Source organism: Paenibacillus glucanolyticus NBRC 15330, from assembly GCF_004000885.1.
Classification (GTDB): domain Bacteria; phylum Bacillota; class Bacilli; order Paenibacillales; family Paenibacillaceae; genus Paenibacillus_AQ; species Paenibacillus_AQ glucanolyticus.
This window is the reverse complement of the sequence record NZ_BIMC01000003.1, coordinates 74,288-98,491: the sequence shown is the minus strand read 5'-3', so window position 1 is coordinate 98,491 and position 24,204 is coordinate 74,288. Positions and strand designations below refer to the sequence as shown.

Annotated in this window: 27 protein-coding genes; 8 read left to right on the top strand and 19 right to left on the bottom strand. The window is 48.8% G+C overall.

The genetic code is table 11. From position 1 onward, the window contains the following. Window positions 1–9: 9 nt before the first annotated feature. Complete coding sequence (locus PGL02S_RS28090; RefSeq protein WP_006207250.1) at window positions 10–300, bottom strand: hypothetical protein; 291 nt, start codon at window positions 298–300, stop codon at window positions 10–12. 95 nt (window positions 301–395) lie between these two features. Next, on the bottom strand, window positions 396–620 hold the full coding sequence (locus PGL02S_RS06550; protein WP_006207251.1) for a hypothetical protein: 225 nt from the start codon (window positions 618–620) through the stop codon (window positions 396–398). Window positions 621–1,205: 585 nt separating this feature from the next. Here PGL02S_RS06550 and PGL02S_RS06545 point away from each other — a divergent pair. Continuing rightward, window positions 1,206–1,868, top strand: a complete 663-nt coding sequence (locus tag PGL02S_RS06545) for a type 1 glutamine amidotransferase domain-containing protein (RefSeq protein WP_036640425.1) — start codon at window positions 1,206–1,208, stop codon at window positions 1,866–1,868. 215 nt (window positions 1,869–2,083) lie between these two features. Then, window positions 2,084–2,788 carry a LysR family transcriptional regulator gene (locus tag PGL02S_RS06535; RefSeq protein WP_036640427.1) on the top strand — a complete coding sequence of 235 codons (705 nt, stop codon included), beginning with the start codon at window positions 2,084–2,086 and terminating at the stop codon, window positions 2,786–2,788. A 200-nt stretch (window positions 2,789–2,988) separates the two neighbouring features. On the opposite strand, the gene PGL02S_RS06530 is transcribed toward PGL02S_RS06535, so the two are convergent. Continuing rightward, window positions 2,989–3,372 carry a hypothetical protein gene (locus PGL02S_RS06530; RefSeq protein WP_036640448.1) on the bottom strand — a complete coding sequence of 128 codons (384 nt, stop codon included), beginning with the start codon at window positions 3,370–3,372 and terminating at the stop codon, window positions 2,989–2,991. 392 nt (window positions 3,373–3,764) lie between these two features. Further along, window positions 3,765–4,193, bottom strand: a complete 429-nt coding sequence (locus PGL02S_RS06525) for a MarR family winged helix-turn-helix transcriptional regulator (RefSeq protein WP_036640450.1) — start codon at window positions 4,191–4,193, stop codon at window positions 3,765–3,767. 159 nt (window positions 4,194–4,352) lie between these two features. Between PGL02S_RS06525 and PGL02S_RS06520 the strand changes: the two genes are divergently transcribed. Then, window positions 4,353–5,663 (top strand): amidohydrolase family protein, encoded by a 1,311-nt coding sequence (locus PGL02S_RS06520; protein WP_036640453.1) that lies wholly within the window; start codon window positions 4,353–4,355, stop codon window positions 5,661–5,663. A gap of 537 nt (window positions 5,664–6,200) precedes the next feature. Here PGL02S_RS06520 and PGL02S_RS28715 read toward each other — a convergent pair. Further along, window positions 6,201–6,494, bottom strand: a complete 294-nt coding sequence (locus PGL02S_RS28715; protein ID WP_228030086.1) for a zinc-binding dehydrogenase — start codon at window positions 6,492–6,494, stop codon at window positions 6,201–6,203. Continuing rightward, window positions 6,383–6,670: a zinc-binding dehydrogenase gene (locus tag PGL02S_RS28710; RefSeq protein WP_235187371.1), complete on the bottom strand. Its 288-nt coding sequence runs from the start codon at window positions 6,668–6,670 to the stop codon at window positions 6,383–6,385. Before PGL02S_RS28710 ends, PGL02S_RS28715 begins: the two co-directional genes overlap by 112 nt. 338 nt (window positions 6,671–7,008) lie before the next feature. On the opposite strand from PGL02S_RS28710, the gene PGL02S_RS06510 reads away from it, so the two are divergent. Then, window positions 7,009–7,257, top strand: coding sequence for a hypothetical protein (locus PGL02S_RS06510; RefSeq protein ID WP_036640454.1), 249 nt, complete (start codon window positions 7,009–7,011; stop codon window positions 7,255–7,257). Between the two features lie 3 nt (window positions 7,258–7,260). Here PGL02S_RS06510 and rlmH read toward each other — a convergent pair whose 3' ends face one another. The 3 genes from rlmH to PGL02S_RS06495 all read right to left on the bottom strand — a co-directional run bounded on the left by rlmH (window position 7,261) and on the right by PGL02S_RS06495 (window position 9,776). Then, complete coding sequence (gene rlmH / locus PGL02S_RS06505) at window positions 7,261–7,740, bottom strand: 23S rRNA (pseudouridine(1915)-N(3))-methyltransferase RlmH (RefSeq protein ID WP_036640455.1); 480 nt, start codon at window positions 7,738–7,740, stop codon at window positions 7,261–7,263. Window positions 7,741–7,995: 255 nt separating this feature from the next. Next, window positions 7,996–9,120, bottom strand: a complete 1,125-nt coding sequence (locus tag PGL02S_RS06500) for a cytochrome P450 (protein ID WP_235187377.1) — start codon at window positions 9,118–9,120, stop codon at window positions 7,996–7,998. Window positions 9,121–9,197: 77 nt separating this feature from the next. Continuing rightward, the gene (locus PGL02S_RS06495; protein ID WP_036640462.1) at window positions 9,198–9,776 is read right to left on the bottom strand and encodes a TetR/AcrR family transcriptional regulator; all 579 of its coding nucleotides are present in this window, start codon (window positions 9,774–9,776) and stop codon (window positions 9,198–9,200) included. A 257-nt stretch (window positions 9,777–10,033) separates the two neighbouring features. Here PGL02S_RS06495 and PGL02S_RS06490 point away from each other — a divergent pair, with 257 nt between their 5' ends. The 3 genes from PGL02S_RS06490 to PGL02S_RS06480 all read left to right on the top strand — a co-directional run bounded on the left by PGL02S_RS06490 (window position 10,034) and on the right by PGL02S_RS06480 (window position 11,106). Continuing rightward, window positions 10,034–10,207 carry a DUF3934 family protein gene (locus PGL02S_RS06490; RefSeq protein ID WP_006207297.1) on the top strand — a complete coding sequence of 58 codons (174 nt, stop codon included), beginning with the start codon at window positions 10,034–10,036 and terminating at the stop codon, window positions 10,205–10,207. Between the two features lie 53 nt (window positions 10,208–10,260). Then, a complete protein-coding gene (locus tag PGL02S_RS06485; RefSeq protein ID WP_036640464.1) occupies window positions 10,261–10,704 on the top strand; it encodes a HEAT repeat domain-containing protein in 444 nt (147 codons plus the stop codon). Window positions 10,705–10,815: 111 nt separating this feature from the next. Further along, window positions 10,816–11,106 carry a hypothetical protein gene (locus PGL02S_RS06480; protein ID WP_036640466.1) on the top strand — a complete coding sequence of 97 codons (291 nt, stop codon included), beginning with the start codon at window positions 10,816–10,818 and terminating at the stop codon, window positions 11,104–11,106. Between the two features lie 71 nt (window positions 11,107–11,177). On the opposite strand, the gene PGL02S_RS06475 is transcribed toward PGL02S_RS06480, so the two are convergent. From PGL02S_RS06475 to PGL02S_RS06460, 4 genes are all read right to left on the bottom strand, one after another. After that, on the bottom strand, window positions 11,178–12,212 hold the full coding sequence (locus PGL02S_RS06475; protein WP_036640469.1) for a GTPase: 1,035 nt from the start codon (window positions 12,210–12,212) through the stop codon (window positions 11,178–11,180). 190 nt (window positions 12,213–12,402) lie between these two features. Continuing rightward, entirely contained in the window at window positions 12,403–12,849 is a 447-nt protein-coding gene (locus PGL02S_RS06470) for a GNAT family N-acetyltransferase (RefSeq protein ID WP_036640471.1), read from the bottom strand. A gap of 121 nt (window positions 12,850–12,970) precedes the next feature. Next, window positions 12,971–13,138 (bottom strand): CxxH/CxxC protein, encoded by a 168-nt coding sequence (locus PGL02S_RS06465; RefSeq protein ID WP_006207301.1) that lies wholly within the window; start codon window positions 13,136–13,138, stop codon window positions 12,971–12,973. 413 nt (window positions 13,139–13,551) lie between these two features. Continuing rightward, window positions 13,552–14,922, bottom strand: a complete 1,371-nt coding sequence (locus tag PGL02S_RS06460) for a S1C family serine protease (RefSeq protein ID WP_036640472.1) — start codon at window positions 14,920–14,922, stop codon at window positions 13,552–13,554. A gap of 1,097 nt (window positions 14,923–16,019) precedes the next feature. Here PGL02S_RS06460 and PGL02S_RS06455 point away from each other — a divergent pair. Continuing rightward, window positions 16,020–16,283 (top strand): alpha/beta-type small acid-soluble spore protein, encoded by a 264-nt coding sequence (locus PGL02S_RS06455; protein ID WP_173937127.1) that lies wholly within the window; start codon window positions 16,020–16,022, stop codon window positions 16,281–16,283. Between the two features lie 118 nt (window positions 16,284–16,401). Here PGL02S_RS06455 and PGL02S_RS06450 read toward each other — a convergent pair whose 3' ends face one another. The 6 genes from PGL02S_RS06450 to PGL02S_RS06425 all read right to left on the bottom strand — a co-directional run bounded on the left by PGL02S_RS06450 (window position 16,402) and on the right by PGL02S_RS06425 (window position 24,085). Then, window positions 16,402–17,205: an MBL fold metallo-hydrolase gene (locus tag PGL02S_RS06450; RefSeq protein WP_036640474.1), complete on the bottom strand. Its 804-nt coding sequence runs from the start codon at window positions 17,203–17,205 to the stop codon at window positions 16,402–16,404. 7 nt (window positions 17,206–17,212) lie between these two features. Next, window positions 17,213–17,962 (bottom strand): two-component system regulatory protein YycI, encoded by a 750-nt coding sequence (gene yycI, locus PGL02S_RS06445; RefSeq protein WP_036640476.1) that lies wholly within the window; start codon window positions 17,960–17,962, stop codon window positions 17,213–17,215. A 40-nt stretch (window positions 17,963–18,002) separates the two neighbouring features. Further along, the gene (locus PGL02S_RS06440) at window positions 18,003–19,280 is read right to left on the bottom strand and encodes a YycH family regulatory protein (RefSeq protein ID WP_036640478.1); all 1,278 of its coding nucleotides are present in this window, start codon (window positions 19,278–19,280) and stop codon (window positions 18,003–18,005) included. Then, the gene (gene walK / locus PGL02S_RS06435) at window positions 19,277–21,031 is read right to left on the bottom strand and encodes a cell wall metabolism sensor histidine kinase WalK (protein ID WP_379431668.1); all 1,755 of its coding nucleotides are present in this window, start codon (window positions 21,029–21,031) and stop codon (window positions 19,277–19,279) included. Before walK ends, PGL02S_RS06440 begins: the two co-directional genes overlap by 4 nt. A gap of 74 nt (window positions 21,032–21,105) precedes the next feature. Further along, window positions 21,106–21,837 carry a response regulator YycF gene (gene yycF / locus PGL02S_RS06430; protein ID WP_006207308.1) on the bottom strand — a complete coding sequence of 244 codons (732 nt, stop codon included), beginning with the start codon at window positions 21,835–21,837 and terminating at the stop codon, window positions 21,106–21,108. Between the two features lie 673 nt (window positions 21,838–22,510). Then, entirely contained in the window at window positions 22,511–24,085 is a 1,575-nt protein-coding gene (locus tag PGL02S_RS06425) for a peptidoglycan DD-metalloendopeptidase family protein (RefSeq protein ID WP_036640483.1), read from the bottom strand. Window positions 24,086–24,204: the final 119 nt, after the last annotated feature.

Sequence of the window (24,204 nt, the reverse complement as noted above, 5' to 3'; positions counted from 1 at the left end):
CCACAGTCATCACCCCCGATTATTCCAACGATAGCCTGACGACGTTGGATGAATTTTCTCCTTGGATGGCTCAGAGTTGGCAGCAGTGCTTGAGGAACCGCTCTTGGCTTTGGATGTGCTACGACTTCGGATCCACTTAGTTCCGAAGTTGTTGCCCAAGTTGAGTGATCCGCTGAGCTGGTCGATATCCAAAGCATCTAGCCTAAATTCCAGATTCTCCAAAACAGGTTGGTGAATGTGGACAGTCTCGATCTGAATGCCTGGATGAGGGCATTCCGGTTGGCTAAGTTGTTGCTCCATGCGTTTTAACAGAGACTCCATCTCTTCCAATCGCCCACGGATATCATGAATCAGCTCATCTGTACGCGGGTGCTGTTTTTTACGAAAGGGGTTTATCACTTTTGAGTAGGCTTTGAACTCGAAGATGAATCCACCTTATCGTCATCATTCAGGACGACAAGGATATCGGTAATCGAGCACCCTTCTCCGTTAATAGATCCAAACGCTTGGTTTTGCTTGGATGTATTCCTAAACTTCCACTGTTCATTACTTCCTGAAAAAACGCCCGATGAGCTTGATACTTTGCCGATTTGAATTTCACCAAACCAAATATTAATCATGCTTCACATCCTTTCGCACGATCGTTGTGAATTAATAATAATCAGTTCATAAGAAAGGTCTAAAATCGACGAAATCAGTCATGACAAAACGAAGTCCACATTTTTTCCATCTATTTCTTAATTTTATTCCCAGTTTTCAAAGGTATGATCATAAAAGGACCATTAATCAGTTTTTTTAATTCGTTCGCTCTTTGCATCGTTTGCTGGACAGTTTGGACACTTTTCCAGTCATCTCTGAAATCCCGTTGGAGACTGGCGAAGTCATTTCATTTACACCATCTCGTATTTTCGATTTTCGATGGAAAACCCAGTTATCCAAACCAAAAAGTAATGCTTGGGTAGACCCTTGAGAAGGATAAAGGTCCCCTCTTGCGAAATTTCCGCCCTACTTGTGGTACGGTTCAGCTTAACGGGTCTATCAGCGAAAAATGCGATTAAGTGTGCCGCGCGGCGGCACTGCTCTTACCACGTACAAAGTATAAATATATTTATATATATGCACATAAAACATAATTTGTTTTATTGATAACGCGGCCGTAAAATAACACCTGTAAGCAGAGTTCAAAAGTATAGGAGGCAATATAAATGGGGAAAAAAATCTTAATGGTTGTCACCAATCATACAGATATGCAGGAAGGCAAAAAGACAGGAATCTGGCTATCGGAATTCGCGGAGGCTTATATGGCCTTCCAAGAAAACGGCTATGAAATCACCGTAGCAAGCCCAAAGGGAGGAACTAGCCCGATTGACCCGGGCAGCGTGGGCGACCAAACACCACAAGAAATCCTGGACGCTTCCAAGCATCTGGAAAATACCAAAAAGCTGGATGATGTGATGGCAGAAGGATTCGAGGGGATATTCCTGCCTGGCGGTCATGGCACGATGTTCGATCTGCCGGACAACCAAAAGCTCCAGCAATTGCTTCGTGAATTTTACGAAGCAGGAAAAATCGTCGCCGCTGTTTGCCATGGTCCTGCCGGTCTCGTTGGCGCAACCTTGTCCAATGGACAGCCGCTGGTCGCAGGCAAGCGGGTGAATGCTTTCACCGACAGAGAAGAAGAAGCGACAGGCTTGGGCTCTTACCTGCCGTTCCTCTTGGAGAGCAAAATCCGTGATCTGGGTGCCATTTTTGTAGCGGCACCAAACTGGAGTACACATGTAGAGGTCGACGGCAATCTGATTACCGGACAAAATCCTCAGTCTACGCTCGCTGTCACAGATGCAGTATTAAGCAAATTAGGCGAATAATACACGTGAGGACTTGCCTCGACATTGAACATCGCGGCCTTTAATCTGGGCAATGCACTTGGTGCCTATATCGGGGTATCGTCATTGATTAGGGCTTTGCAGGAGGGCTCCCTGCTGTACCGTGGGTTGCTTCGCTCGTGACAGTCATCGGAATTTTGTTTACGATATGAGGAGCACAGCACCAGAAATGTCTCAAGTAAGAGAGGAAAGCGAACATGGCGGACTTTGAATGGTACCGAAGCTTTATTAGTATCTACAAGCATAGTTCCGTATCGGAAGCCGCCAGAACAAGGATGATGACCCAGCCAGCCATGAGCCAGCATTTGGCTTATCTGGAAGCAGAGGTGGGTGAACCTTTATTTACACGAGCTCCCCGGAAAATGATTCCGACTGAGAGAGGCAAAGCACTATATACACAGTTGGTTCGGCTAATCGAGGCTTTGGAAGTAACCACACAAACCCTCAAGACAAGTGCGATCACTTCTTTGCCCGTACTTCGAATCGGGTCTGCACATGAGTTTTTTCGGGAATATATCGCTCCTTATATTGGCACCTACCAGATGCGCGTCGTTGCCTATCTCGGTGTCGCTCCCAAGCTACTTGACTGGCTGCTTGAGGAAAAGGTAGAGATCATCATCATGTCGCAAAAGCTTACTGCCCCTGGAATCGAATATATCCCGTACATGCAGGAGGAGTTTGCGTTGGTGGCACCTCCTGATTACGTTGAACCAACATTTGACGACAAGGAGTCTTTTGAAGCGTGGTTATGCTCCCAGCCATGGATCAGCTATGATTTGGATTTACCCATCATCCGCCGCTTTTGGCGCGAGCATTTCCAGAGGCGCCCTCAAACGCATCCTACACACGTCGTGCGTCGAAGGCCCGAATTTCTCCCAGAAATATTTAGCCGTCACTTGTGATAAGGTTCACCGCGCTGTCTGTAACGGCGCAAGTTTTTGTTTAGCGCATGGACTTGTACACCTTAGACAGCCCTCAAGTTCTTGTCCTTTATGGCAATCGGTACAAGTTGTTGTCCTTGGCTCGGGACAACAACTTGTACCGATAAAACAAAAAAAGCCGCTAATTTAGCGACTTTAAATGGGACCTTGTTCTTTGTTCTTTAAGGTTTAATATGTGCGTTGGTAGCATACCATCTACCAGATTTCAGTTTTAGTTTTAAATTGACAGGTTCCTTTAATCCGAGACTATCATTTTCATACTGTTGTGTTACATAGACCTTCGATACAAAAAAGAAATGCAAGGGAAAAACAAATCCTATACGATGTAACTCTTTGTCATACGTGAAATTTTCTTTTCCAACTCCACGTTCGATTGGATTAATTTTTTGATATGTCGTTTGGTTCATATATTCGGGATAATCGGCTGCTCCACTCATAGCCTTTTCTAAAACCACTTTTGTGTCATTAGCAATCCATACTCCAAATAAAACATATGCAATAACAAATATGATTGTCAGCGAGATTACTAACTTTTTTCTTCTCATGTCTACCCCTCCTAATTAAACATTAGGGTATTGATGTAAAGTACTCACTACTGAATCGATCATTCTCCAATAAAATGGAAGTTTTAAAATTAACATAGACTCTTCACTCAGAGTAATCACCTCTGCTACTTGGCTTTAAATCCAGATTCTAACATAACATAAATTACAAAAAGATAGAAGATCAGCAGAACAGTACAGTATATTTTTCGCCGTCACTTATGATACGGTTCAGCCTTAACGGGTCTATCGGCGAAAACTCCACTTCGGCGCTTAACTCCCAACTTTTTTGCTCAATCTCTGGGCCATGATCAAGCCTTCAGAATGATGCACACAAAGCCGCCGAAGTAATCGGCTGCCTAATTTACATCAGGCTTAGATCACCCTCGCAGTCATTATAAGCGTTCATTTATTTTGATCAACAATTCCTTTAAGGTTTGCTTCTCCTCTTCGGAAAGGACTTGAACGATTTCGTCCTCCACCTTTTGGAAGGAGTCATTAAAGTCTTCAATCAATTCAACGGCCTTTGGTAAAACATAAATATTTTTTTGCCGTTCATTATTGGCTGGGATTTTTCGCTCGATGAATCCTCTTTTCTCAAGACCTTGAAGCATACTTGTAATGCTAGCCCCGCGCAGATGAAACCGATCGGCAAGATCCCTCTGAATTAATTCAGTTTCTTGGTTCTCGTAGATATAACCAATTATTTTTCCTTGTTGAGCGTTTAACCCCAACTCTTTTATGCTCTCGTCTGCTTTTTTCTTTAACTTAAGGCCAATAATCTGAAACAAATCCAGATAAGGCGTATCCTTGCGAGGCTTCATGATCGTACCTCCTCAAATTGTTAGAAAGCTAACTGTAAGTAAATAAACTATACAGAGATCCAGCTTGCATGTCAAATAAATATTAGTTTGTTGACAGTTAGTTATCTAACAGTTATACTCCGAAGTGATTCACGTACAACTCCAAGGAGGAATAACAAAATGAAGAATGCAGCCCAAAGCTCTCCTTTAGAAAAAGTTACGGCGATTACAAATGCACGTATTTTCGACGGGGAAAAGGTTATCGATTCAAGAAATGTTGTCATCAAAGGGGAAACCATTATTGCGGTAAGTGGAGATCTTCCGGCAAACGCAACCATCATTGATGCGAAAAACGCGACATTATTGCCAGGCTTGATTGATGCGCATGTTCACACTTCCATTGGTGGACTAAGGGATGCCTTAAAATTCGGCGTTACGACAGAACTCGAAATGAACGGCGATTTTACGAAAAGAGGGCGGGCGATCCAGTTGAAAAATGTGAATGACGTCGCCGATGTCCGTTCTGCCGGTACAGCGATCACCGCTCCAGGCGGTCATCCGGATGAACTGCTTCCGGATGGGGATGAAATCCCTGATTTCATATTAAAGGAATTGGAGAAGTTATCGAAAGAAGACCGGGAAGCTATGCTAGCCGCTTACGCTCACGATCACGAAGAAGTGCCCCAAGTAACGACTGTGGAGGAAGCGATCAAACATGTGCATACCCAAGTGGAGAATGGAGCCGATTATATTAAAATCATGATCGAAGAAGGGACGGTCATGGCTGCTCCTGGCCTGCCTGTTTTGAGCGATGAGATTCTAAAAGCAGCCGTGGAAGAAGCCCATAAGTTCGATAAAATCGTCATAGCTCACGTCTTGACTGCTGATTCCTCACAGAGCGCCATTGATATTGGGGTGGAAGGATTGGGTCACTTGTTTATCGACAGGCCCGAACACACGGCCAAATTGGTGAAATCCATAGCCGATTCAGGCGCGTTCGTGACACCATGTTTGGTATTGAACTCGTCCATTCTTGGGAATCCGGCATCGGAATTGGCGAATGATCCGCGTGTTTATTCCAAATTAAGTCCGGAATGGATCGATATTTTGAACTCTAGCTTCAATACTTTCCCGCAAGGCCATATGGAGAATAGCTTTAGAAACGTGATGGATCTTCACCGTGCCGGAGTGGATATTCTGGTCGGTACGGATGTCTCCCCCGTTCCCGTTAAGAATCTCGGAGGCCTCGCGCATGGTGCCAGCGTTCATCATGAAATGCAATTGCTGGTTATGGCCGGGTTTACTCCGATAGAAGCACTTCGGTCCGCTACCTCAAAACCGGCCCGTCGCTTTGGTCTTAACGATCGGGGCCAAATTGCCGTAGGGGCGCTCGCTGACCTTGTATTGGTAGCTGGTGATCCGACAACCAATATCTCGGATACCTTGTCTATCCAAGCCGTATGGTACAAAGGTGTGCAACAACTAGGTTAATCATTTTTACCGGTGTAATATGGTATATTTGGCTAAAACACTATAAACAGGGCACTCTACTTCGAAGAGTGCCCTGTTACTTATGTATCTATATTATAGGTCCACATCAATGATAGAGTGTTTCCTGCTCTTCCCTCCTTCTCACCGTCCTCAGATATCGGCGCTGTTGCTGCTGCACCGTATCATACACTTTTTATGCCGAATCTTCCTAGCCGGTAATGCGGCAGGGCACATACTCACGAATCTATATATTTATGGAACCCAAATGCCCCTGCAGATCGCTTTTGTTCAGCTTCTGGGTGTGAGGCTCTCTCATCTTGATTAATGTCTGGGCATCAATATTCAATTTCTACCCTCCACTTTACCACTATTTATGATACGGTTCTCCGCGTTGTTTATAACGGCAAGTTATAGGGCCATCCTTCGCGGGATGGCCCTTTCTTAGATCTCGCTTTATTCAACTATCGTCTTCGTTACTTCAATAACTGTATTTTAGGAAAGAGGCTCACAGTGAAGCTCTCTCGTTTTGCTTCGAGCTTATACTTTCAAAACCAGTTTGCCGACAGTGTTTTTCTGCTCTAAAAGTGTAAGAGCTTCTGCCGCTTTTTCCAAAGGATACACGCCGTGAATCTCAGCATGGATTTCTTTTCTTGCCAGCATGCTTAACGCTTCCCGCGCCGCTTTCCCGGTTTCTGCAGGATTGCTTTCGGCGTATCCGCCTAATGTAAAACCAGCGGACTGTTTGTTGGAAAACCATATTTGGTTAAAGGAATGCGAGACATCCTCTTCACCGCTGGCGTTTCCGACAACAACCAACTGGCCGAGAGGCAAAGCACCTCTAAGCTTTGTTTGCGCATGCTTCCCCCCACCGGATCAAAGACAACGTGAACGCCTTTCTGTCCGGTGGACTTCAGGGTCTTCTCAGCAAATTCGGACCGGACAAATAATTCGTCATATCCGAAGGAAGCGGCAAGCTTGGCTTTCTCTGGGTTTCCAACGGTCCCCAATACTTTGCCGGCTCCCAAACGCTTTGCAACTTGTCCCAAAAAGCCGCCCAAACCATACGATCCGGCTTAATCCGTTCACGGCGGGATTTTAAAAAGTCTCCAAGTATTTAAACTTTGTGTTTTCCAAGGCCATTTAACCACACCTTACAAAAGAGTAATTATGAGATTCAAAGCTTTAACGATTACAACATCGTCACTGATGTGCAATTTCCTTTTTCGCTAATCTGCCAGTTAGCTTAAAACCGGTTCAAGCAATTTTTGATACATATATAATATTCGTGACCTAGTACCAAGCCCCCTTTTCGAGGGGTCATTTTCTTTTTCAGGAGGTAAATAGATTGAAAATCATCAAAACTAAGCGGGACCTTGTCATGCTGCACCGGGTTGGGGCGCTTCCGGCGGCACTCCTCGATCAGGTCGAGGATTACTTCAACCAACTAAGTGTTGAACTGGAAGACGAATTTGAAATCGATTTTTGCTTAGGCGCGCAGGGCTACATCGTCGTTCTCAAAGCGGGAGACAACGTTCGCGACCTCGGCAACTTCAGGCTAAGCCGCGAAGACGGCAGTAAAGAACCCAATTTTTAGCCGTCATTTATGATAAGGTTCCCCCCGATTAATCTTCACCGCGCGGTACACCTGCTCCACCAGCACCAGCCGCATCAGCTGGTGCGGCAGGGTCATGCGCCCGAAGCTGAGCTTCGTCTGGGCGCGCTTTAATACGTCCTCGGAGAGGCCGTTAGAGCCCCCGATGACAAAAGCTACGCTGCTGGTGCCATACGTGCCCAGCTTGTCGATATGGGCTGCCAGCTCCTCGCTGGACCACAGCTGGCCGCCGATCGCAAGGGCGATGACGTGGGTGTCCGGCTTGATGTGGCCGAGGATGCCCACGCCCTCCTTCTCCTGCACTTGCCGCATCTCCGCTTCGCTCATGTTCTCCGGCGCCTTCTCATCGGGTACCTCATGCACCGAGAGGCGCACGTAAGGGGCAAGGCGCTTGCTGTACTCCGCAATGCCCTGCACCAGGTACTTCTCCTTCAACTTGCCTACGCATATCATCTGTATATTCATGGCGCTTTCGCTCCTTAATCTCTGCTGTTATGACGTTTATTCTAACATGGTAGCGCCCCCAGTTAAAGGTCATACCTTCCGCATTGCTACACCACCCTCCCTCAATTTCTAATCAACAGGAGAGCCGCATAACATTTAACTGATGAGCATCGCCATTTCAATTGCTTCTATACATGTTCAACCGTTATTCGAGTAATGACATCACCAATTAAAAAAAGAGCCGCTCTCCTCCGAGATCGACTCTTCGCTTGCTATCTATTTCAAAATGATCGGCAGCTCCTCCAGTGCGAACATCATCGTGCTGTCCATCCGTGCCAGCTCAACGGAGCGGTCGCGGCGGTATGCGGGATAACGGTCCAGCAGAGTCTGAAGGGCAATTCGGGACTCCATGCGGGCTAACTGGGAGCCCATGCAGTAATGAATGCCGCTTCCCAGCCCCAGATGTGGATTCGGGTTCCGGTGAATGTTGAAGACGTCCGGCTTCTCGAACACATCCTCATCATGATTGGCAGAGGCCATCCAGATGTAGACGAATTGGCCCTGCTTCAGCTCCTGCCCCCGAAGCACCGTATCCTGCTTCACGCTGCGGAACATTAACTGAACAGGCGAGAAGTAGCGGAACACTTCCTCCAATGCCCCCGGAAGCAGCGATGGGTCTGCAAGCACCTCCGCACGAACCTCCGGCAGGCTGTCAAAGGCGAGTACCGCTGATGAGATCAGATTGGTTGTCGTTTCATTACCGGCTACGAGAAGGAGAATACAGAACCCGATAATCTCCAGATCGGTCAGATGCTCATTATCGATGCGCGCCTCCACCAGCTTCGTGATCAGGTCATCCTGCGGATGCCGGCGGCGGTCCTCGGCAATCTCGGAGAAATACTCACTCATCTCTTGCTGACACTGATAATAGGCATCCGAATTGTTGCCCACCAGAGCGTCCGACCATGCCTTGAAGCGTTCCCGATACTCCATCGATACCCCAAGCATCTCCGCGATTACCGTAATCGGAAGCGGGCTTGCGAGATCTTCAACGATATCCACCGTTCCCTTCTTCTCGGCTTCATCCAGCAGGGAAGTCGTAATCTCCTGAATCTTGGGAGCAAGCGATTCAATCATGCGCGGCGTGAACGCATGAGACACCAGCTTGCGCAGCTGACGGTGCTTCGGCGGGTCCTGCCGCAGAACACTGGATTCAATGGGATCATCGGTAGAAGACGAGCCTTGGGATGAGAATACTTCGTAATTCGTAAACACGGCTTTGACATCCTCGTATTTGAACACATTCCAGGCTCTATCCCCCTCAACTGCCGCTATCGGGGAGTCCATTCGCATTTGTTTGAACCAGTCCAATGCCAGTAAACCGTTTGTATTCCAATCCATGATCAACACCGTCGCTTTCCTCCGTAAATTTTGTACTGACTGGTCAGTTGTACATGCTCAAAAAAAGAAGGCCTCGCTTATTCAAGCGATATAAACAGGCCTTGGGTAATCATCGTGAACGCAAACTGCTCCAGATCATCGCGGGAATACGCATCCTGATGACTCAGGTAATAATTACAGGTGCTCTCCAGCGTACCGACAATGCTGGCAGCGGCTAGATTGGCATCGACGGCACGGCACAGGTTCTCTTCACACTGACCCTCCTCAATGATGCTTGCCAAGAAGCTTAAATATTTCCGCTTCAGCTCCTTCAGCTCATCCAGTACTTCCTGCTCGATTCCGTTAGAAATCTCGTTAAACACGATGTGGGAAAAATGGCGGGATTCCAGAAACAAATCCAGGTGATCGCGGATCACCCGCTCGATCTTCTCTTTCATAGGCAGAGGCGAGTTCAGTTCAGCCTCGGTCCGCTGCATAATATCTTCGATGCCCTGCTTCACAACCGTCTTGAACAGCTGCGATTTGCCCGGGAAGTTGTAATAGAGGGTCCCCTTGGCAACCTGTGCCCGGGCGGCAATTTCATCCATGCTTGCACGGTGGTATCCGTTCTCGGAGAATACTTCAATGGCTGCTTGGATAATTTTATCTTTACTCACAATTGGATCTGCCCTTTCACGGCTAATTTTCGATTCATTTTTCTTATTCTGACTGGTCAGTTCAAAAATAAAATAGCATGCCGAAGGAAATTAGTCAACTTCTAACATGACTCCTGCTGAAATCCACCAATAAAATCCGATTCTTATGCTAAATTCCGTGGTATCCTATACATATGGGCAAATACAGTGTATATTTCAACAGTGCTGGTAAACAATCAGCATATATGGACAAGACTAAACCATAACGGAGTGATTTGTTGAGTAAATCCAAAGGCAAGGGCGGAACAGGCAGAGGCACGGGCAAGAAGGGCTGGAGCCGGTGGGATGCAAGCGCTCGAAGAGCCAAGAGTAAACCCAAACCTTATACCAGTAAAGGGGCCAAGCAGGCGAACGGTACAGCCGACGCCGGAAACCATAAGGATACCCCATAATTAAACATACGGTACAGATCCACCTGAAACAACATGTTGAGGAGATGAAATGATTGAACAATCAAGAAGTAGTAACGGATATGCCCGAGAATTACGAGGAGCTGAAGAGCTCTGCCAACCGGAACGCCAATTGGAGAGAACGTTTGGATGCGGTAGAAGAATTAGGAAATTGGAAAAATCAGAAATCCATCGACATCCTCAAGCATAGACTGAATACGGATGCGGTTTATCAAGTGCGGGAGGCTGCTTATCATAAACTGCTGTCTTTCGGCGAAGATGTGCAAATGCCGGTACGACAGAAGGGCGAACTGATAAAGGACGCTACGAAGGTGCTGCTGCGCATCAAGAAAAGCCTGCCCCGCGACCATACGTACGAAGAGTTCAAAGAGAAGTTGAAAAAGATGAGAATCGACCTCTACGATACGTACGAAGGTGACAAGGGCGCTGACTTTGATGTCTGGCTTGAGCAGACGTGGTCTTCATTATTGAAAAGATAACTTGACTGAAAAGCCCCTGCCCAATCGGTTATGCGTATGAGATATTTCTGATATGTTATACTGAAAACAAATAAAAGTTTTAGGAGTGGTACTCTGAGAAAGCAAAAGCCTATGTCGTTTGACGATCTGTTGAAGGAGTTGCAAGGACAAAAGTCGGTACAGGAGGATCCGGATAACATTTCTCTGGAAAAGCTGTTCAATGAAGCGTTTATGCGTAAACATTCATCGCACGGCAGCTTTGGGGAATTTCTGATAAAGGGTAACTTCCAGGTGGAAACTCACGAAGATATCGATAACATTCCAGATGAACTGTTTGACCGGCATGTTTCAAGAGAAACGGATTTCCCGGATTGGAAATCGATGCTGGAGCAGGCAAAATCCGATCATGCTGCGGTAAAGTAAATAAGGAAGTATCGGCTGCCGTGAAGCAGCTGCGATCAGGGGCCGATGGCCCCTTTTTCTATTCCATCAGATTACTTGGACTCGCTCTTGGCTTCAGACTCCGCTTTATCCCTGAACTTCTTGTAAAGCTTCGTAATATTTGCTGTGTTGATCTCGATATTGTGCTCATAGGCATATTTCACCGCATACCCCAGCGCCAGCGTAGTTGCGCCCGCGACCGTCGCTCCGGCGACAGATCCCGCTCCTGGAAACACCTTCACGATCTGCCGAAAAATACTCTTGCCGATATTCCCGAATATCGTGGCAATGACCAGCTCCTTCGCTGTCTCCTTGCTGATCGGCTTATTGTACAGCACCGCCAGCCGCGTCAGCAGGCTCACCTGAATGCCGGTAATCGGAATGATATCCGAGCCCGGAATAGGCGATGCGCCTACCGCCCCTGCGGAGACGGAGGCTCCAATGATCCAGGCATTGGCTGTCGCAGACTTCTCTTTGATACTTTTGGCAAAGAGAATGTCTTTAGACTTTTTTTTAAGCAGCTCCAGAATGCTGCTCCGCAGCTGGTCGATGTTCTCACCCGTCCGTGAGGATACCGGTGCAACTTCGTAGCGCCCCCCGGTCTCCTTCTTGATGCGCGCCACCAGCCGGTCGATTTCATCCGCGGCATCGATTTTGTTCAGCACAATCAAAATATTTGAGTTGATGCTCTGAATCTTCTCAAAGGACTTTTTCTCCACCTCGGAGAAGACGGTACCCGCTGCGTTCAGGAAGAACAGTACGATATCCGCCTGTTTATAATAATTCAAGGTCACATCCGAATTGGCCGTATTAACATCATTCAATCCGGGAGTGTCAATAAAATAAATGTGCTCTTTGTACTTGTGCGGTCTAATCTCGGTTGTCTCTCCCGGCTCAGCCCCTACGCCTGCCACCTCTTCACCGACGATACGGTTCATGGTGGAAGACTTCCCGGTATTCACATCGCCAATGAGCGCAATGAGGATCTCTTGCTTCAGCTGTTGATTGATTGCATCCATTTCCTTATCGTAGGCCTCATCTGCGGCCCGCCTGATTTCATTCTCCCATGATTTCCCGTAGTCATCCACAGTGATCGTCTCCATTCACGATAGGTATTTACCGCGCCACATTCCATCTATAGACCCATCATACACTATTGACAGTCTGTACATCGAAGCCTATGGCTCCATCTGACAAGTACGTTCGGAATGCAGGCATACTCTTTATTACCTCTTCAACCCCTCGCTGAAAAGGCTGTCCCTGTACGATAGCATGAGTTTATTCAAACTTTTTTATAAAGTTTTTCTGATCCTTGGTAAACTTGTAGCCCCGTCTTTCATAAAATCTGTGAGCCTGCACACGGCTCGGATGTGACAGCAGCTTGACGCCGGAATAACCGTGGCTCTGGGACCACTGCTCCAGACTCTCGATCAACAGACTTCCCGTCCCTTGATTTCGGTACCTCTCCTTTACGACAAAACCTAACACATTGATTAAAGATTCTGAGAACAACAGCTCATAAGGACTTCCATGAATGTAGCCTATAACCTCATCATGAGATTCGCATAGCAGAACCACATCGTTCGTATGGTGGATGAGGGTCTCGATTTTCTCTTTGACTTTATCTTCCGAGAACGCATGCAGATTCGGATTAAACTCCAAGTTCAGGAGATAGATATCGGTATAATCCGTTACACGGATGCCTCGGATGCTCCTCTGTGTCATCGACGTCCCCACCATTCCCAAGATTTTAGCGAAAACATAATCCCATCGATTCTAACAAAAAAAGCGTGAATTCATCACGCTTTCTCATCGGTATCATCTATTCAAGTCAAATGTTCAAAAGTTACACAACTAAAAACTCAGCATGCTTCTCGCACTCCGCGCACTTCACCGGTGGGTCCCAGTCCGAAAACTCGGTCTCCTTCAGATCAACAATATCCGGGGCATCCTCATATTCATCCACGAAATTTTCGATCGCTAGTTCCACATGTTCCTTGCATACGACGTACATTCTATGCATCCTTTCTATCATTCGCCTCATGTTGTGTTTTATCATCAATCAAGTATAGCCACTCTTCTGTTCTACCACACTCTACGACAAAAAGAAATCTTTTTGCCGCAAATGGCTATTCCCTCTTTATTTCAATCTGCAAAAGCTTCCTCCACATCCATGGATTTCACAGGACTTGTCCTGCGCTCTCTACATCTCTTTCAGGTAAATGAAAAAAAGAGCGTGGATCACGCTCTTTTTTCGCGGCCGTTCATCGGCTCTAATCTAACCTTTTTCAAAATCTCTATATATTGGATTCTATTCAACGCTAACGATAATATATACCCGTTACTTGCTGCATTAAACAACGAACGATCACGTGGCATAAAAAAATCTTCAAGGGCCTGATTCCATATTCTTCAGAACTGCCCGTATTATTCTCCAGGCTTTTCTTCCAGCTTCACCTTCCGCGACTGCAGCTTGCCGTCGCGATAGAAGGTCACATTCAGGTCACCGCCTACCTTCGTGTTACGGTAGAGGTGCTTGCGAAGCTCCAGCGTCGTGGTGATCGGTTTGCCGTCAAGCTTGATGATGACGTCATTCAACTGCATACCGGCATCCAGCGCAGGACCAAGCGCATCCAGTACAACCACGCCTTCGGTTACCGTCTTCGGCAGCTTGAGGTTCTCCTTCTCCTTCTTGCTAAGCGGAGCATACGGATTACTTAGATCCACCGTGTAGACGCCCAGATACGGACGCGCAATGTGTCCCTTCAGCATCAGTTCGGTCACAACCTCCGTAATCTCATTGACCGGAATTGCAAACCCGAGTCCTTCTACGCCGGTGTCAGCAATCTTCATTGTGTTGATGCCAATGACTTTGCCGTTCAGATCCACCAGCGCACCGCCGCTGTTGCCTTCGTTAATGGCGGCATCAGTCTGGATGACTTCCTGTTCCCAATCGTAGATGCCATCCTGATTCAGTGACACCGGAATAATACGGTTCGTGTAACTGACGATGCCGGAAGTGAGTGTATCGCCAAGACCAAGCGGGTTCCCGATGGCAATGACCGTTTCGCCTAGACGAAGCTTGGAGGAATCGCCAAATTCTGCGACCTCGCCGATACCTTTACTATCAATGGACAGAACTGCGATATCGCTGACGTTGTCTGTGCCGACCAAGGTTGCCTTCCTCTTCTCCCCGCCTACCAATACAACCTCCAGGGAATCGGCTCCTTCAACCACATGGTTATTGGTAATAACGAAGGCTTTGCCTTCCAGTTTCTTAAAGATAACGCCGGAGCCCAAGGCATCCTCTTGCGAGCCCCCGAAATCATTGCCAAAGTCAAAATCTTCCCCGAAATCGAACCCTTCCGGAAGCTCAAAGTCTCCTTCTTGTTCCGGTGGAACAGCGGACTCCTCTTCCAGACCCTCTCCCTCAAGGCCTTCCTCTTCGGGAAGGACGGTCTCTTTATGTGTCAGTACGCTGACTACGGCAGGCCGAACCTTCTGAGCAGCGCTGATAATTCGTTCGTATGGATCGCCATCGGACGTGGACAGCTGGTGACTGCCGTTAATTAAGGTCATGGGCGACGAAGTCGCAGGATGTCCTGTAAGGAAGCTGAACAGCATGACTGCAATCAATGCGCTGCATACGGAGCTGATCGCGGATATCTGAAATGTGGATAAACTCTTTTTACGGCGGGAAGTCCGCCACTTCGTTTTTCGCTCAGATGGGTCCTCGCTGGTATTTTTGCTCTGTCTGGAAATTTTAGTTGAATAGAAATCATCGTCAAACAATCCCATTGCGATCCCTCTCTCCCCTTGGCTGCTACACGTCAAGATACTTTACCAGCTTCAGACCTTCCGCCATTACCGACTTAATCATCTTGTCGTCATAACAACCGCCCTGCACCGAGTGTATCTAGCTTTCTATGAATCGGCAGCGTGCCACCTGTTAAATATCTCTCTATTGTATTAACTCTTTAGCGGCTCAAAAAGTTGCATTTTTGAACCCTCTCTTTGAACTTTTATCGAAATATGGCTCTTTAGCGAATATTCCGGCTCTTTCGGCTGAAATCTAGTTCCATAAAAGGTATGTATTGCCACCCGACAGTTCAAAAAAAACCCTGTATCTTTCTATTACCACAAACAGGGCGGCTTAAGCGCGAAACATCTGTTTTTCGTAAAAAAAACTGGGAATACCTGGACCAGCTCGATCTATACCATACAGAGGCCCTGATGTCTTGTTCGATGCGGGTTCTGACAGAAGCATCCAGCCTTCTAGTGCTCCTATTGTACCACACGAACAGAGGTTCACGTCAGCTTTCTTTTGTAAAAACAAATGCCAAATTGATGGCAATTCCAAAAGTCTGTACACAGCGTAATTCTTCATTACAGAACAACAACAATCACGGGTGAACACGATACCCTTCTATACGTGATAGACAACCAAGAGGTTCCATTTTCAAGGATATTATTCCATGTTCCATTCTTTCGACATCCCTCAGGCACTGAACGTCTCAGCCCTCAATCGTGCATTCCCCCTTCAAGAACTATACAGAACAAATGTGTTAAGAATATGGCAAAGGAGATCGCCAAGAGCTGCCAAATCCATACAAATCAGACAGGCCAGGAGGTAGGCTCCGGTTGACCTACACATCATTCCTATTTGGATTCCCGGCAACTTATTCTTCATAAGCTTCCCATTGCAAAAATACTTCCGATTTCCCAGCAGCTAGCCTCCTATCCGAGTCTTGTCTATGAAATGATCCTATTAACAACCAGAAGAGCTCTCAAACTCCCCCTAGTATTTGAAATGGTTAGGTTATCCATTCATTTGTAAGTTCTCAACGGGGAATGTTATGAGGGGGAAACCATACAGCAGTGAGGAGGGTTATGGGATGGCAAGAAGATCAAGGCGGCACCGGAGCCCCGAAATGCAGCAATTCATGACCAAGGTGATGCAGAATGAAGGTTACAAGGTAGACCCGCAGAGTCAGCAAGACGTCAAATATGAGGTCGCCAAGTCTTTGGGGGTACCGCTTAAACCCGGCAGTAACGGAGATCTGACCACGGAGCAGGCCGGCAAAGTCGGCGGTGCGATTGGCGGTTCCATGGTCCGGGAAATGGTTCGCATGGCGCAGGAGAGTCTCAGCAAGCGTTAACGCGGGCGAAGTTCTCAGGATAGGCCATAACAACAAAAACAGCTCCATCTCATAAATAAATATGACGGTGGGGCTGTTTTTCTAATGATTATATAATGAATCTATAATGGCTTTACGTCTACTCGCTTACCTTATCCCAAGGGGTTGGACGGTCATAATACGTGTCACACAATTTAAACTCACTGTCCTTGAAGAAGCACCCGCGATCCTCCATCGTATCACGGACGGTCATTCTTGCCAGCTCCATCATGTTATGATCAAGGCTAAGATGGGCAAGATATGTCCGTTTGGTATCTCCCGTCAGCAGTTCGCTCAGGGCATCACCTGCCGAAATATTCGACAAATGGCCCATATCGCCGAGAATCCGGCGTTTGGTATTCCATGGATACCGTCCCATCCGGAGCATCTCGATATCATGGTTCGCCTCCAGTACCAGCACGTCCGATCCATCCAGCGCTTTCTTCACTTTATCGCTGACATAACCGAGATCTGTAGCCACGCCGAGCTTCTCATCGCCATCATAGAAGCAATAACCGACCGGTGCCGCAGCGTCATGGGATATTTCAAAAGGCTCCACCCGCAGCGTGCCAAAATCCTTGACCTCATGACTCTCCAGCACAATCCGGTTCTCTTCGGCAATCTTGCCCAGCGACTTGGTCATCGCTTCCCACGTCTTCTCATTCGCATAGATGGGCAGATTGTATTTACGGGCAACCGCACCAAGCCCCCGAATGTGATCGGAATGCTCATGCGTTATCAGGATGCCGTCGATTTCTTCCCCCATCATCTCGCGTTCCTTCAGCAGCTCATCAATGCGCCGTGCACTCAATCCCGCATCAATCAGCAGTGTCGTATCCTCATTGCGGACAATGGTCGCATTGCCCGTTGAGCCGCTCGACAGCACGGAAAATGATATCCCCATAGTCTTGTTACTCCTTTGTCGTATCGCTTTTTGGCGTAAGGACATCCCCGCTGATGCCCTGTACATAAATCATCTCGCCATGATCCAGCGTAAACCGCCAGGTTGGCGCTGCCAATTGATCCTCCGTATTAAACAGCTGCCCATAATAACCGAGCTGAATCTCTCTGACCGCTGTATCCGGCGGTATAAAGTTACGTTCAATGAGGGTCTCAAGCGCCTTCGATGCGGACAGTACCTTCTGCTCCTCCATATCATCGGTTGGCATAATCTCAAAGACCGGTTCGCGGTAGGCGTGAATCTTCTGTGATTCATAAATGAACTCCAGTTCCACATTAAAGAGCGGCCATTCCTTTTGCACCAACGGACGGAATACGAATATGTTCTCCTTGTCTGACTGCGGATCATGACGATAGTTTCCGAGATCGGCAACCTTCCCTTCAAAGGCATTTCGCAATTCCTTCTCATCGGCATACACCAGCTTGGTGTCAACCGGCTCCTCAAGCCCTACCGGCTCGCCCTGCGCTTCTGCACTGTATATATAATTAATTTTAGGAAGCTGCGGCGTCTCCGTCGGAATCGGGCTCAGCAATTGAATCCCATTCTCCTCCATCACCTGCTGGGTGCTCTCGGATAGCGAGGTGAAATCGAGATTGGAGCCGACCTGCTCACGGTAATCCATCCAGAGCTGATAGCCCAGCACCAGATTCAGCAGCAAAAACGCGTAGATCAATACATTTTTGGCACGGCCCCAATCCATGATGTTCCCTCCTTATTCCTTCATTGTTGAACACTATCGCTTATTCAAGCGTGATGACTGTCCCGTTCTGAAGCTCGACCGCCCATACCGGCTTAAGCAGCAGATCTTCCTCCGTTCGCACTGGCAGATATGCAGGGTCCAGACTCGCGATGGAGTTATCCTCAGCATAAGGCTTCAGCTTCGCCTCCAGTGCCTCGCCACCTGTCAGCTTTACCATTTGCTTCTTCAACGGGGCGGACTCCAGATATAACAGCGAACGCTCATAGGATGTGACCGTACCCTGCTGTAAGTCCAGTTCCATCACCCCATACTGGAAGCCCGGTGTATTCAGGATGGGAAATCCGCCATAGTACTGCTGGAATTTCACCAGCGTCCGGTCCTCGGATTCGCCTGCTTTGCCCAGTCGATACGTTCCGTTCCAGCCGCCGTGCTGATTCACGAAATCAATGGCGGACAGTACATCCTTCCCGGGACTGCTCTCGCCGGATGGCGGCGCAGCCGGATCGGTATAACTGATCCATTTTTGCCCCTCGTCAACCTGTAAGCTCCGCTTGCTGTCCGTATAAATCTCGGAGCCGTCTTTTTCCCTAATGTTGCGGGTGATGCTAGGATCGAAGAACAGACTGCGCTGCATTTGCTCCACCGTATATTCGCCAATCGGCAGTTCGACACTGACCATATTCAGTTCCTTCTCCGGTATATAGTAGCGCCCATCCACCATCTTATACGATGGCCAGCTGAGCCCGAAATCCACCAGTTGATCCACGTCCTGTACCGTCAAATCAGCCTGCGCGGCTTCATAGACGACATCGCCCTCCGTGCTGAAGAACATGACGTGAACCTTAGCTTCGCCTTCCACACTGTACAGCCATATTTTATTGATGCTTTCCCCTTCAAACAGCGTGTCCGGCACGATCTGCATTACTCGCTGCAGCAGAGTAACCGGAATGCCCGAATCAAAGCTCAGCTCAATGCCCCGGTTCTCCGAACGAACCTTGGTCCAGTCGATATTGCTGACCATCCGGCGCTGAAAGTTATCAAAGGTCCGGCCCTTAAGCCGGTTATACACGAGATTGTAAAACGTATCGTTCGAATAGAATACCGTATGTTTGTCTTCTCCCAGATGAATGACCATTTTATCAGGAAAGAGCAGATTCTCCGGCTTCTCCTCCGGTCCCATCTCCTCGGTTCGGATATAGGAATCCTTGGATTGAACAACGGAATCGCTGCCCGGGAAACGGAATATCAGAACATAACTTTGCAGCAGACTGCCAAGGACCAACACAACCAGCAGTACGGTCTTCATACGTTCCTTCACATAACCGCCCTCCCCTCGTTATTCAAGGGCAGGGTGAAGGTCACGGTTGTGCCCTTCTCAAGCTCTGATTGCAGGGTAATAAAGCCTCCATGGGCTCTGACAATTTCCCGGGCAATGGATAAACCGAGTCCCGTTCCGCCCAAATTGCGTGTTCTGGCCTTATCTACGCGGTAGAAGCGTTCAAAGATCCGGTCCAGATCCTTCTTCGGAATACCGATCCCGGTATCCTTAACGGATAAAGACAGCATGCCTTCCTCCGTAATGCTTGCATCCATGGTGATAGTGCCTCCGTCTGGCGTATATTTCAAGGCATTGGAGATCAGGTTGTCGAGAACCTGATCGATGCCGTCCCGGTCCAGCATAGCTGTGGATACCCCTGGTTTAACCTCAATTATGGTGCGGATATGCTTTTGCTTCATTTGGAAAGAGAAGCGATCCTCTACATCCTCCAACATCTCCACAATGTCCGTCGGCTCCTTGTGCAGAGCTGCCTCCTTGGAATCAAGCCGTGACAGGTGCAGCAGGTCCGTTACCAGCCGGATCATCCGGCCGGTCTCGTTCTGGATGACGCCGACAAATCGCGGCCCCATCTGTTTATCCTCCAGCGCCCCATCCTCCAGCGCCTCGGTATAACTCTTGATGGTGGTCAGCGGCGTACGCAGCTCATGGGATACATTCGCCACGAACTCCCGCCGCGACGCTTCCAGCTTCTCCTGCTCTGTAACGTCCTGCAGTACGGCAATGGTGCCTGTAATACCAATCTCCCGCCGGTGAATCGGCGTAAAGGTCACACGCATCATGAACGGCTCGCTGCCCTCGCGCGGCACAATCTCCAGCAGCTTGGAATCATGCCCTTCACTGCGCGCCAGCGCCTCCGATTCGGATTCCTCTAGACCCAGCAGGGATACGATATCATGTCCTGCCAGCTCCTCCCCCTCCACGCCCAACATTTCCCCGGCGCGCCGGTTCATCAGGATGACACGTCCCGCTTCATCGGTTGCGATAACGCCGTCACTCATATTGGTCAGAATCGAAGCAAGCTTCTCCTTCTCTTCTTCGTTCTGCGAGAGGGCTTCGCGCAGACGGCTGGTCATATAGTTGAACGCCTGGCTGAGCTGGCCGATCTCATCGCTGCCGAACACCGGCGTTTTCTCGGTAAACCGGCCGTCCGCGACGGCCCGGGCATGCTTGGTCAGCTCCTTGATCGGATGGGTAATCGTATGCGACAGAATGACGCCAAGCACCGCGGTTAAGCCAAGCGCCAACAGAATCCCCGATATAAAAATATTGTTGATCCGCTGCATCGTGCTGTACAGCTCGCTCATGCTGGCCACAATGTAGATGGCACCGACGATTTTCTCGTTATACATGACCGGCTTGGCCACCACTTTCTTGCGGATATTATCATCATCGATAATGTATTCCTCATTATCCTGTATTCCCTGCAATGCTCGGCTGACAACCGTTTGTGTATTCTTGGTGTTCACGTAGTCTGCATGCGAAGGCAGCGAGGTGGTGAGAACCCGTCCCGTGGAATCCAGCACCTGAATCTCGGCTCCGTTCAAATTGAACAGATTGTTCACCATAATCCGCAGGCTGTCGATCGAATCCTCTTCCGAATCATTCTCGCCGCCAAGGGTCTTAGCTGCCAGCACTGACATCAGCTCGGCGCGCTCCTGCAAATCCTTCGTGAAGTTGCTGGTCAACGAGTTCTTCATCGCACTCACAAAATACACCCCGATCAGCTGCATCGCGATCAGAATGAGAAGGACATAAATGATGATGACCTTCGCCTGAATGGTGCGGAAGAAGGACAGCCACTTCATTACAGGCCTCCGTTTTTAGCGCTGCGCATCAGGTAGCCTAGTCCGCGCCGAGTCAGTATGTATTCCGGCTTGCTAGGATTCTCTTCGATTTTCTCGCGCAGTCGACGGATGGTAACGTCCACGGTCCGCACATCGCCAAAGTATTCAAAGCCCCATACGGCCTGCAGCAAATGTTCGCGCGTCATCACTTTGCCTGCATTCCGGGCCAAATAATACACCAATTCATATTCACGGTGCGTCAGATCGAGCGCTTCCCCGCTCTTGTATACCATATACATATCCGTATCTATAAACAGCTCGAACAGCCGCAGGCCTTGTCCACCCGCACTTGTGCCGCCTGTGTTATCCGCTGAGTTGTCGGGCTTTTGCTGGCGGCGCATTTGCGCCTTCACGCGTGCCAGTATTTCTCTCGTGCTGAACGGCTTCGTCACATAATCATCTGCGCCAAGCTCAAGTCCAAGCACCTTGTCGATCTCTCCGTCCTTTGCCGTGAGCATGATGATCGGGATCTGCAGGTTAGCGGCACGTACCTCGCGGCACACATCCATTCCATCTTTACCGGGCAGCATCAAATCAAGCAGCATTAAATCCGGCCGCTTCGTGAGCGCAATCTCCACGGCGCTAATGCCATCAAAAGCACAGATGACGTCATAGCCCTCTTTTTCCAAGTTAAACTTTAAAATATCGGCGATGGGCTGTTCATCATCCACCACCAGAATGGTTCCCTGCATCTTCCTGTTCACCTCATACCTTCACTTAAACGGTCTTCTTTTCATTTTACCACACCTGCCGCCGCTACACACCCACCGCTCCTGAGCAGCCATCTCAATGTAATCGGCAGCAAATTCCCGCTTTGTCCCACATCCTCTCCCCCCCACACAGCGCTAAGTGACCGCCCCGATTCAGGCGACGGCCACTTTGCTCCGGCAGCATGGCTGGAAGGTGCGGGGATGGATCGACAGATAAGGGAAAATATCTTGGAAGACGCCTTTGGGAGCCCTTTGTCCCCTTACAACATACAATTCAGACAAAGGGCGGACAACAGCGGCTGGAAAGATATTTCCCGTTCTGTCCCACATCCCCTCCCCCCTAAGTGGTCGCTCCGATTCAGGCGACGGCCATCTTTGCTCCGGCAGCATGGCTGGAAGGTGCGGGGATGGATCAAACAGATAAGGGAAAATATCTTGGAAGACGCCTTTGGGAGCCCTTTGTCCCCTTACAACATACAATTCAGACAAAGGGCGGACAACAGCGGCTGGAAAGATATTTCCCGTTCTGTCCCACATCCCCACCTGCCAAGACGCAAAAATGGCCGCCCCCGTTAAGGAGCGGCCATCTTCACTATTATGATATATGAACCAATAATGGCTTATGTCGCATTGGTTTCCCTAGTATAACACAGAACTACAGATAATTCATCGGATTCTGGGCAACTCCATTTTTTTGCACTTCAAAATGCAGATGGGTTCCCGTAGAACGGCCCGTATTGCCCATGACCCCCAGCTTGGAGCCTTGTCCGACCGACTGTCCGTTACTTACGGAAATCTTGCTCATATGACCGTAAAGGGTACGATATCCGTTGCCATGATCGACAATAACGACGTTGCCATAGCCGCTCTGCTGACCGGCAAACACAACTCTTCCGGAGGCGGATGCCATAATGGTACTGCCTCCCACCATATCCACACCCTCATGGCTTCTTCCCCAGCGATGTCCGAAGGGACTCGTAATTCGTGCTCCGCTCACTGGCCAAGCAAACATGCTGCCGCTGGATTTCTGGCTCATGGCTGCGGTGGATGTCTTTTTCTTAGGAGCCACCTTGGTGCCTTTGTACACAACTTCCGGCAGGGATTCCTGCACCACCTGTTGACCCGTCCATTGCTTGGATATGACCTTGCCGTTCTCTTTGGTTACGATATAATCGACCGTTTTCACACCATCGCGTCCAGGGCGGACGACTTTTCGCTTGCCAAGCGGAAGTTCGCTGCTCTTGCGAACAATCGTTTCCGGTTTGCTTGGCTGCTTCACCGATACCGTCTCAACCGTTCTTACAGTAAGTGGCGCTTCCGGCTTCGTCACTTGCAGCTCGGCGCCGATCTGCACATATTTCTCCTCCAGTTGGGGATTCAATGCCATCACGTCAGCTGACTTCATGCCGAACTGCTGCGCAATCGAGGATATGGTATCTCCCTCTTTTACCGTGTAAACCACCGGCTTGTCCTTGGTGCCCGTAAGCACCTTCATCGCCTCTTCCACGTCCAGCACCTTGTTCGGATCGGCCTTCGTGTTGGCCAGCGAGATGTTTTCTTTAATATCAACCGACTGGAGCCCGCTGCCGTTATCGTTCTTCTTGCTTGATGCCGATGCGGAGGTCTTCGTGAAGGCGACCTTCTGCGTCTGCTCCTTCTTGGCAGCAGTCGGAGCGAATTTCAGCTTCGCTGCCTCAACGGCCGCTTGTGCCGTCTGCTGATCCTTCATGATTGCCACGGTCTCTCCGTTCACCTTCAGCTCCACGCCGCGGGCATAGGCCTTCAGCATGCCGTCCAGCTTATCAAGGGTTTCCTCGCTGTTCACGATTGGCTTATAGGAACGGTCCGCCTTGGTTGTGATACCTTCAGTATGAAGTACCATAAGGACATCGGGATACTCCTCCTGATATTCCTTCTGCTTCTCTTTCAGAAGCTGGTCAAGCTGAGCATCATCTTGAATGGTACCGACTGCCTTCCCATCTACAAGCACATGGTAGAACGGAATCGTGTTCGCGTTCACATACGCTTTTCCGCCAGTATATATCGATCCTGCTATGAGCAATGCCCCTGCCGATATCCAAACCCATCTGCGCGGCGATTTCCATCCCCGGTTGTGTGGGCTCGACGGCTCAGAGGACCCGCTATTCGAGTTGTTGTTGTGGGCGGAATGTTCGCCTGCCTGGTTGCGCAAGACGCTGTTCATCCACCGTTTCCCCTTAGAACCTTTCATGTCTCTCTCCTTTAAGCCTTGTTCATATGTAAGACTCTGTTCATCTGAACCTGCCGACTTAGCATTGAATATGACACTACCTGTCAAAAGGTATCAAAATTTTAACCTTTTCGATCTTC

What these genes read in the sequence shown, in the direction of transcription:
- PGL02S_RS28090 (WP_006207250.1), bottom strand. Translation starts at nt 300, where the DNA reads ATGGAGCAACAACTTAGCCAACCGGAATGCCCTCATCCAGGCATTCAG.
- PGL02S_RS06550 (WP_006207251.1), bottom strand. Translation starts at nt 620, where the DNA reads ATGATTAATATTTGGTTTGGTGAAATTCAAATCGGCAAAGTATCAAGC.
- PGL02S_RS06545 (WP_036640425.1), top strand. Translation starts at nt 1,206, where the DNA reads ATGGGGAAAAAAATCTTAATGGTTGTCACCAATCATACAGATATGCAG.
- PGL02S_RS06535 (WP_036640427.1), top strand. Translation starts at nt 2,084, where the DNA reads ATGGCGGACTTTGAATGGTACCGAAGCTTTATTAGTATCTACAAGCAT.
- PGL02S_RS06530 (WP_036640448.1), bottom strand. Translation starts at nt 3,372, where the DNA reads ATGAGAAGAAAAAAGTTAGTAATCTCGCTGACAATCATATTTGTTATT.
- PGL02S_RS06525 (WP_036640450.1), bottom strand. Translation starts at nt 4,193, where the DNA reads ATGAAGCCTCGCAAGGATACGCCTTATCTGGATTTGTTTCAGATTATT.
- PGL02S_RS06520 (WP_036640453.1), top strand. Translation starts at nt 4,353, where the DNA reads ATGAAGAATGCAGCCCAAAGCTCTCCTTTAGAAAAAGTTACGGCGATT.
- rlmH (WP_036640455.1), bottom strand. Translation starts at nt 7,740, where the DNA reads ATGAATATACAGATGATATGCGTAGGCAAGTTGAAGGAGAAGTACCTG.
- PGL02S_RS06500 (WP_235187377.1), bottom strand. Translation starts at nt 9,120, where the DNA reads ATGGATTGGAATACAAACGGTTTACTGGCATTGGACTGGTTCAAACAA.
- PGL02S_RS06480 (WP_036640466.1), top strand. Translation starts at nt 10,816, where the DNA reads ATGTCGTTTGACGATCTGTTGAAGGAGTTGCAAGGACAAAAGTCGGTA.
- PGL02S_RS06470 (WP_036640471.1), bottom strand. Translation starts at nt 12,849, where the DNA reads ATGACACAGAGGAGCATCCGAGGCATCCGTGTAACGGATTATACCGAT.
- PGL02S_RS06465 (WP_006207301.1), bottom strand. Translation starts at nt 13,138, where the DNA reads ATGTACGTCGTATGCAAGGAACATGTGGAACTAGCGATCGAAAATTTC.
- PGL02S_RS06460 (WP_036640472.1), bottom strand. Translation starts at nt 14,922, where the DNA reads ATGGGATTGTTTGACGATGATTTCTATTCAACTAAAATTTCCAGACAG.
- PGL02S_RS06455 (WP_173937127.1), top strand. Translation starts at nt 16,020, where the DNA reads ATGGCAAGAAGATCAAGGCGGCACCGGAGCCCCGAAATGCAGCAATTC.
- PGL02S_RS06450 (WP_036640474.1), bottom strand. Translation starts at nt 17,205, where the DNA reads ATGGGGATATCATTTTCCGTGCTGTCGAGCGGCTCAACGGGCAATGCG.
- yycI (WP_036640476.1), bottom strand. Translation starts at nt 17,962, where the DNA reads ATGGATTGGGGCCGTGCCAAAAATGTATTGATCTACGCGTTTTTGCTG.
- walK (WP_379431668.1), bottom strand. Translation starts at nt 21,031, where the DNA reads ATGCAGCTGATCGGGGTGTATTTTGTGAGTGCGATGAAGAACTCGTTG.
- yycF (WP_006207308.1), bottom strand. Translation starts at nt 21,837, where the DNA reads ATGCAGGGAACCATTCTGGTGGTGGATGATGAACAGCCCATCGCCGAT.
- PGL02S_RS06425 (WP_036640483.1), bottom strand. Translation starts at nt 24,085, where the DNA reads ATGAAAGGTTCTAAGGGGAAACGGTGGATGAACAGCGTCTTGCGCAAC.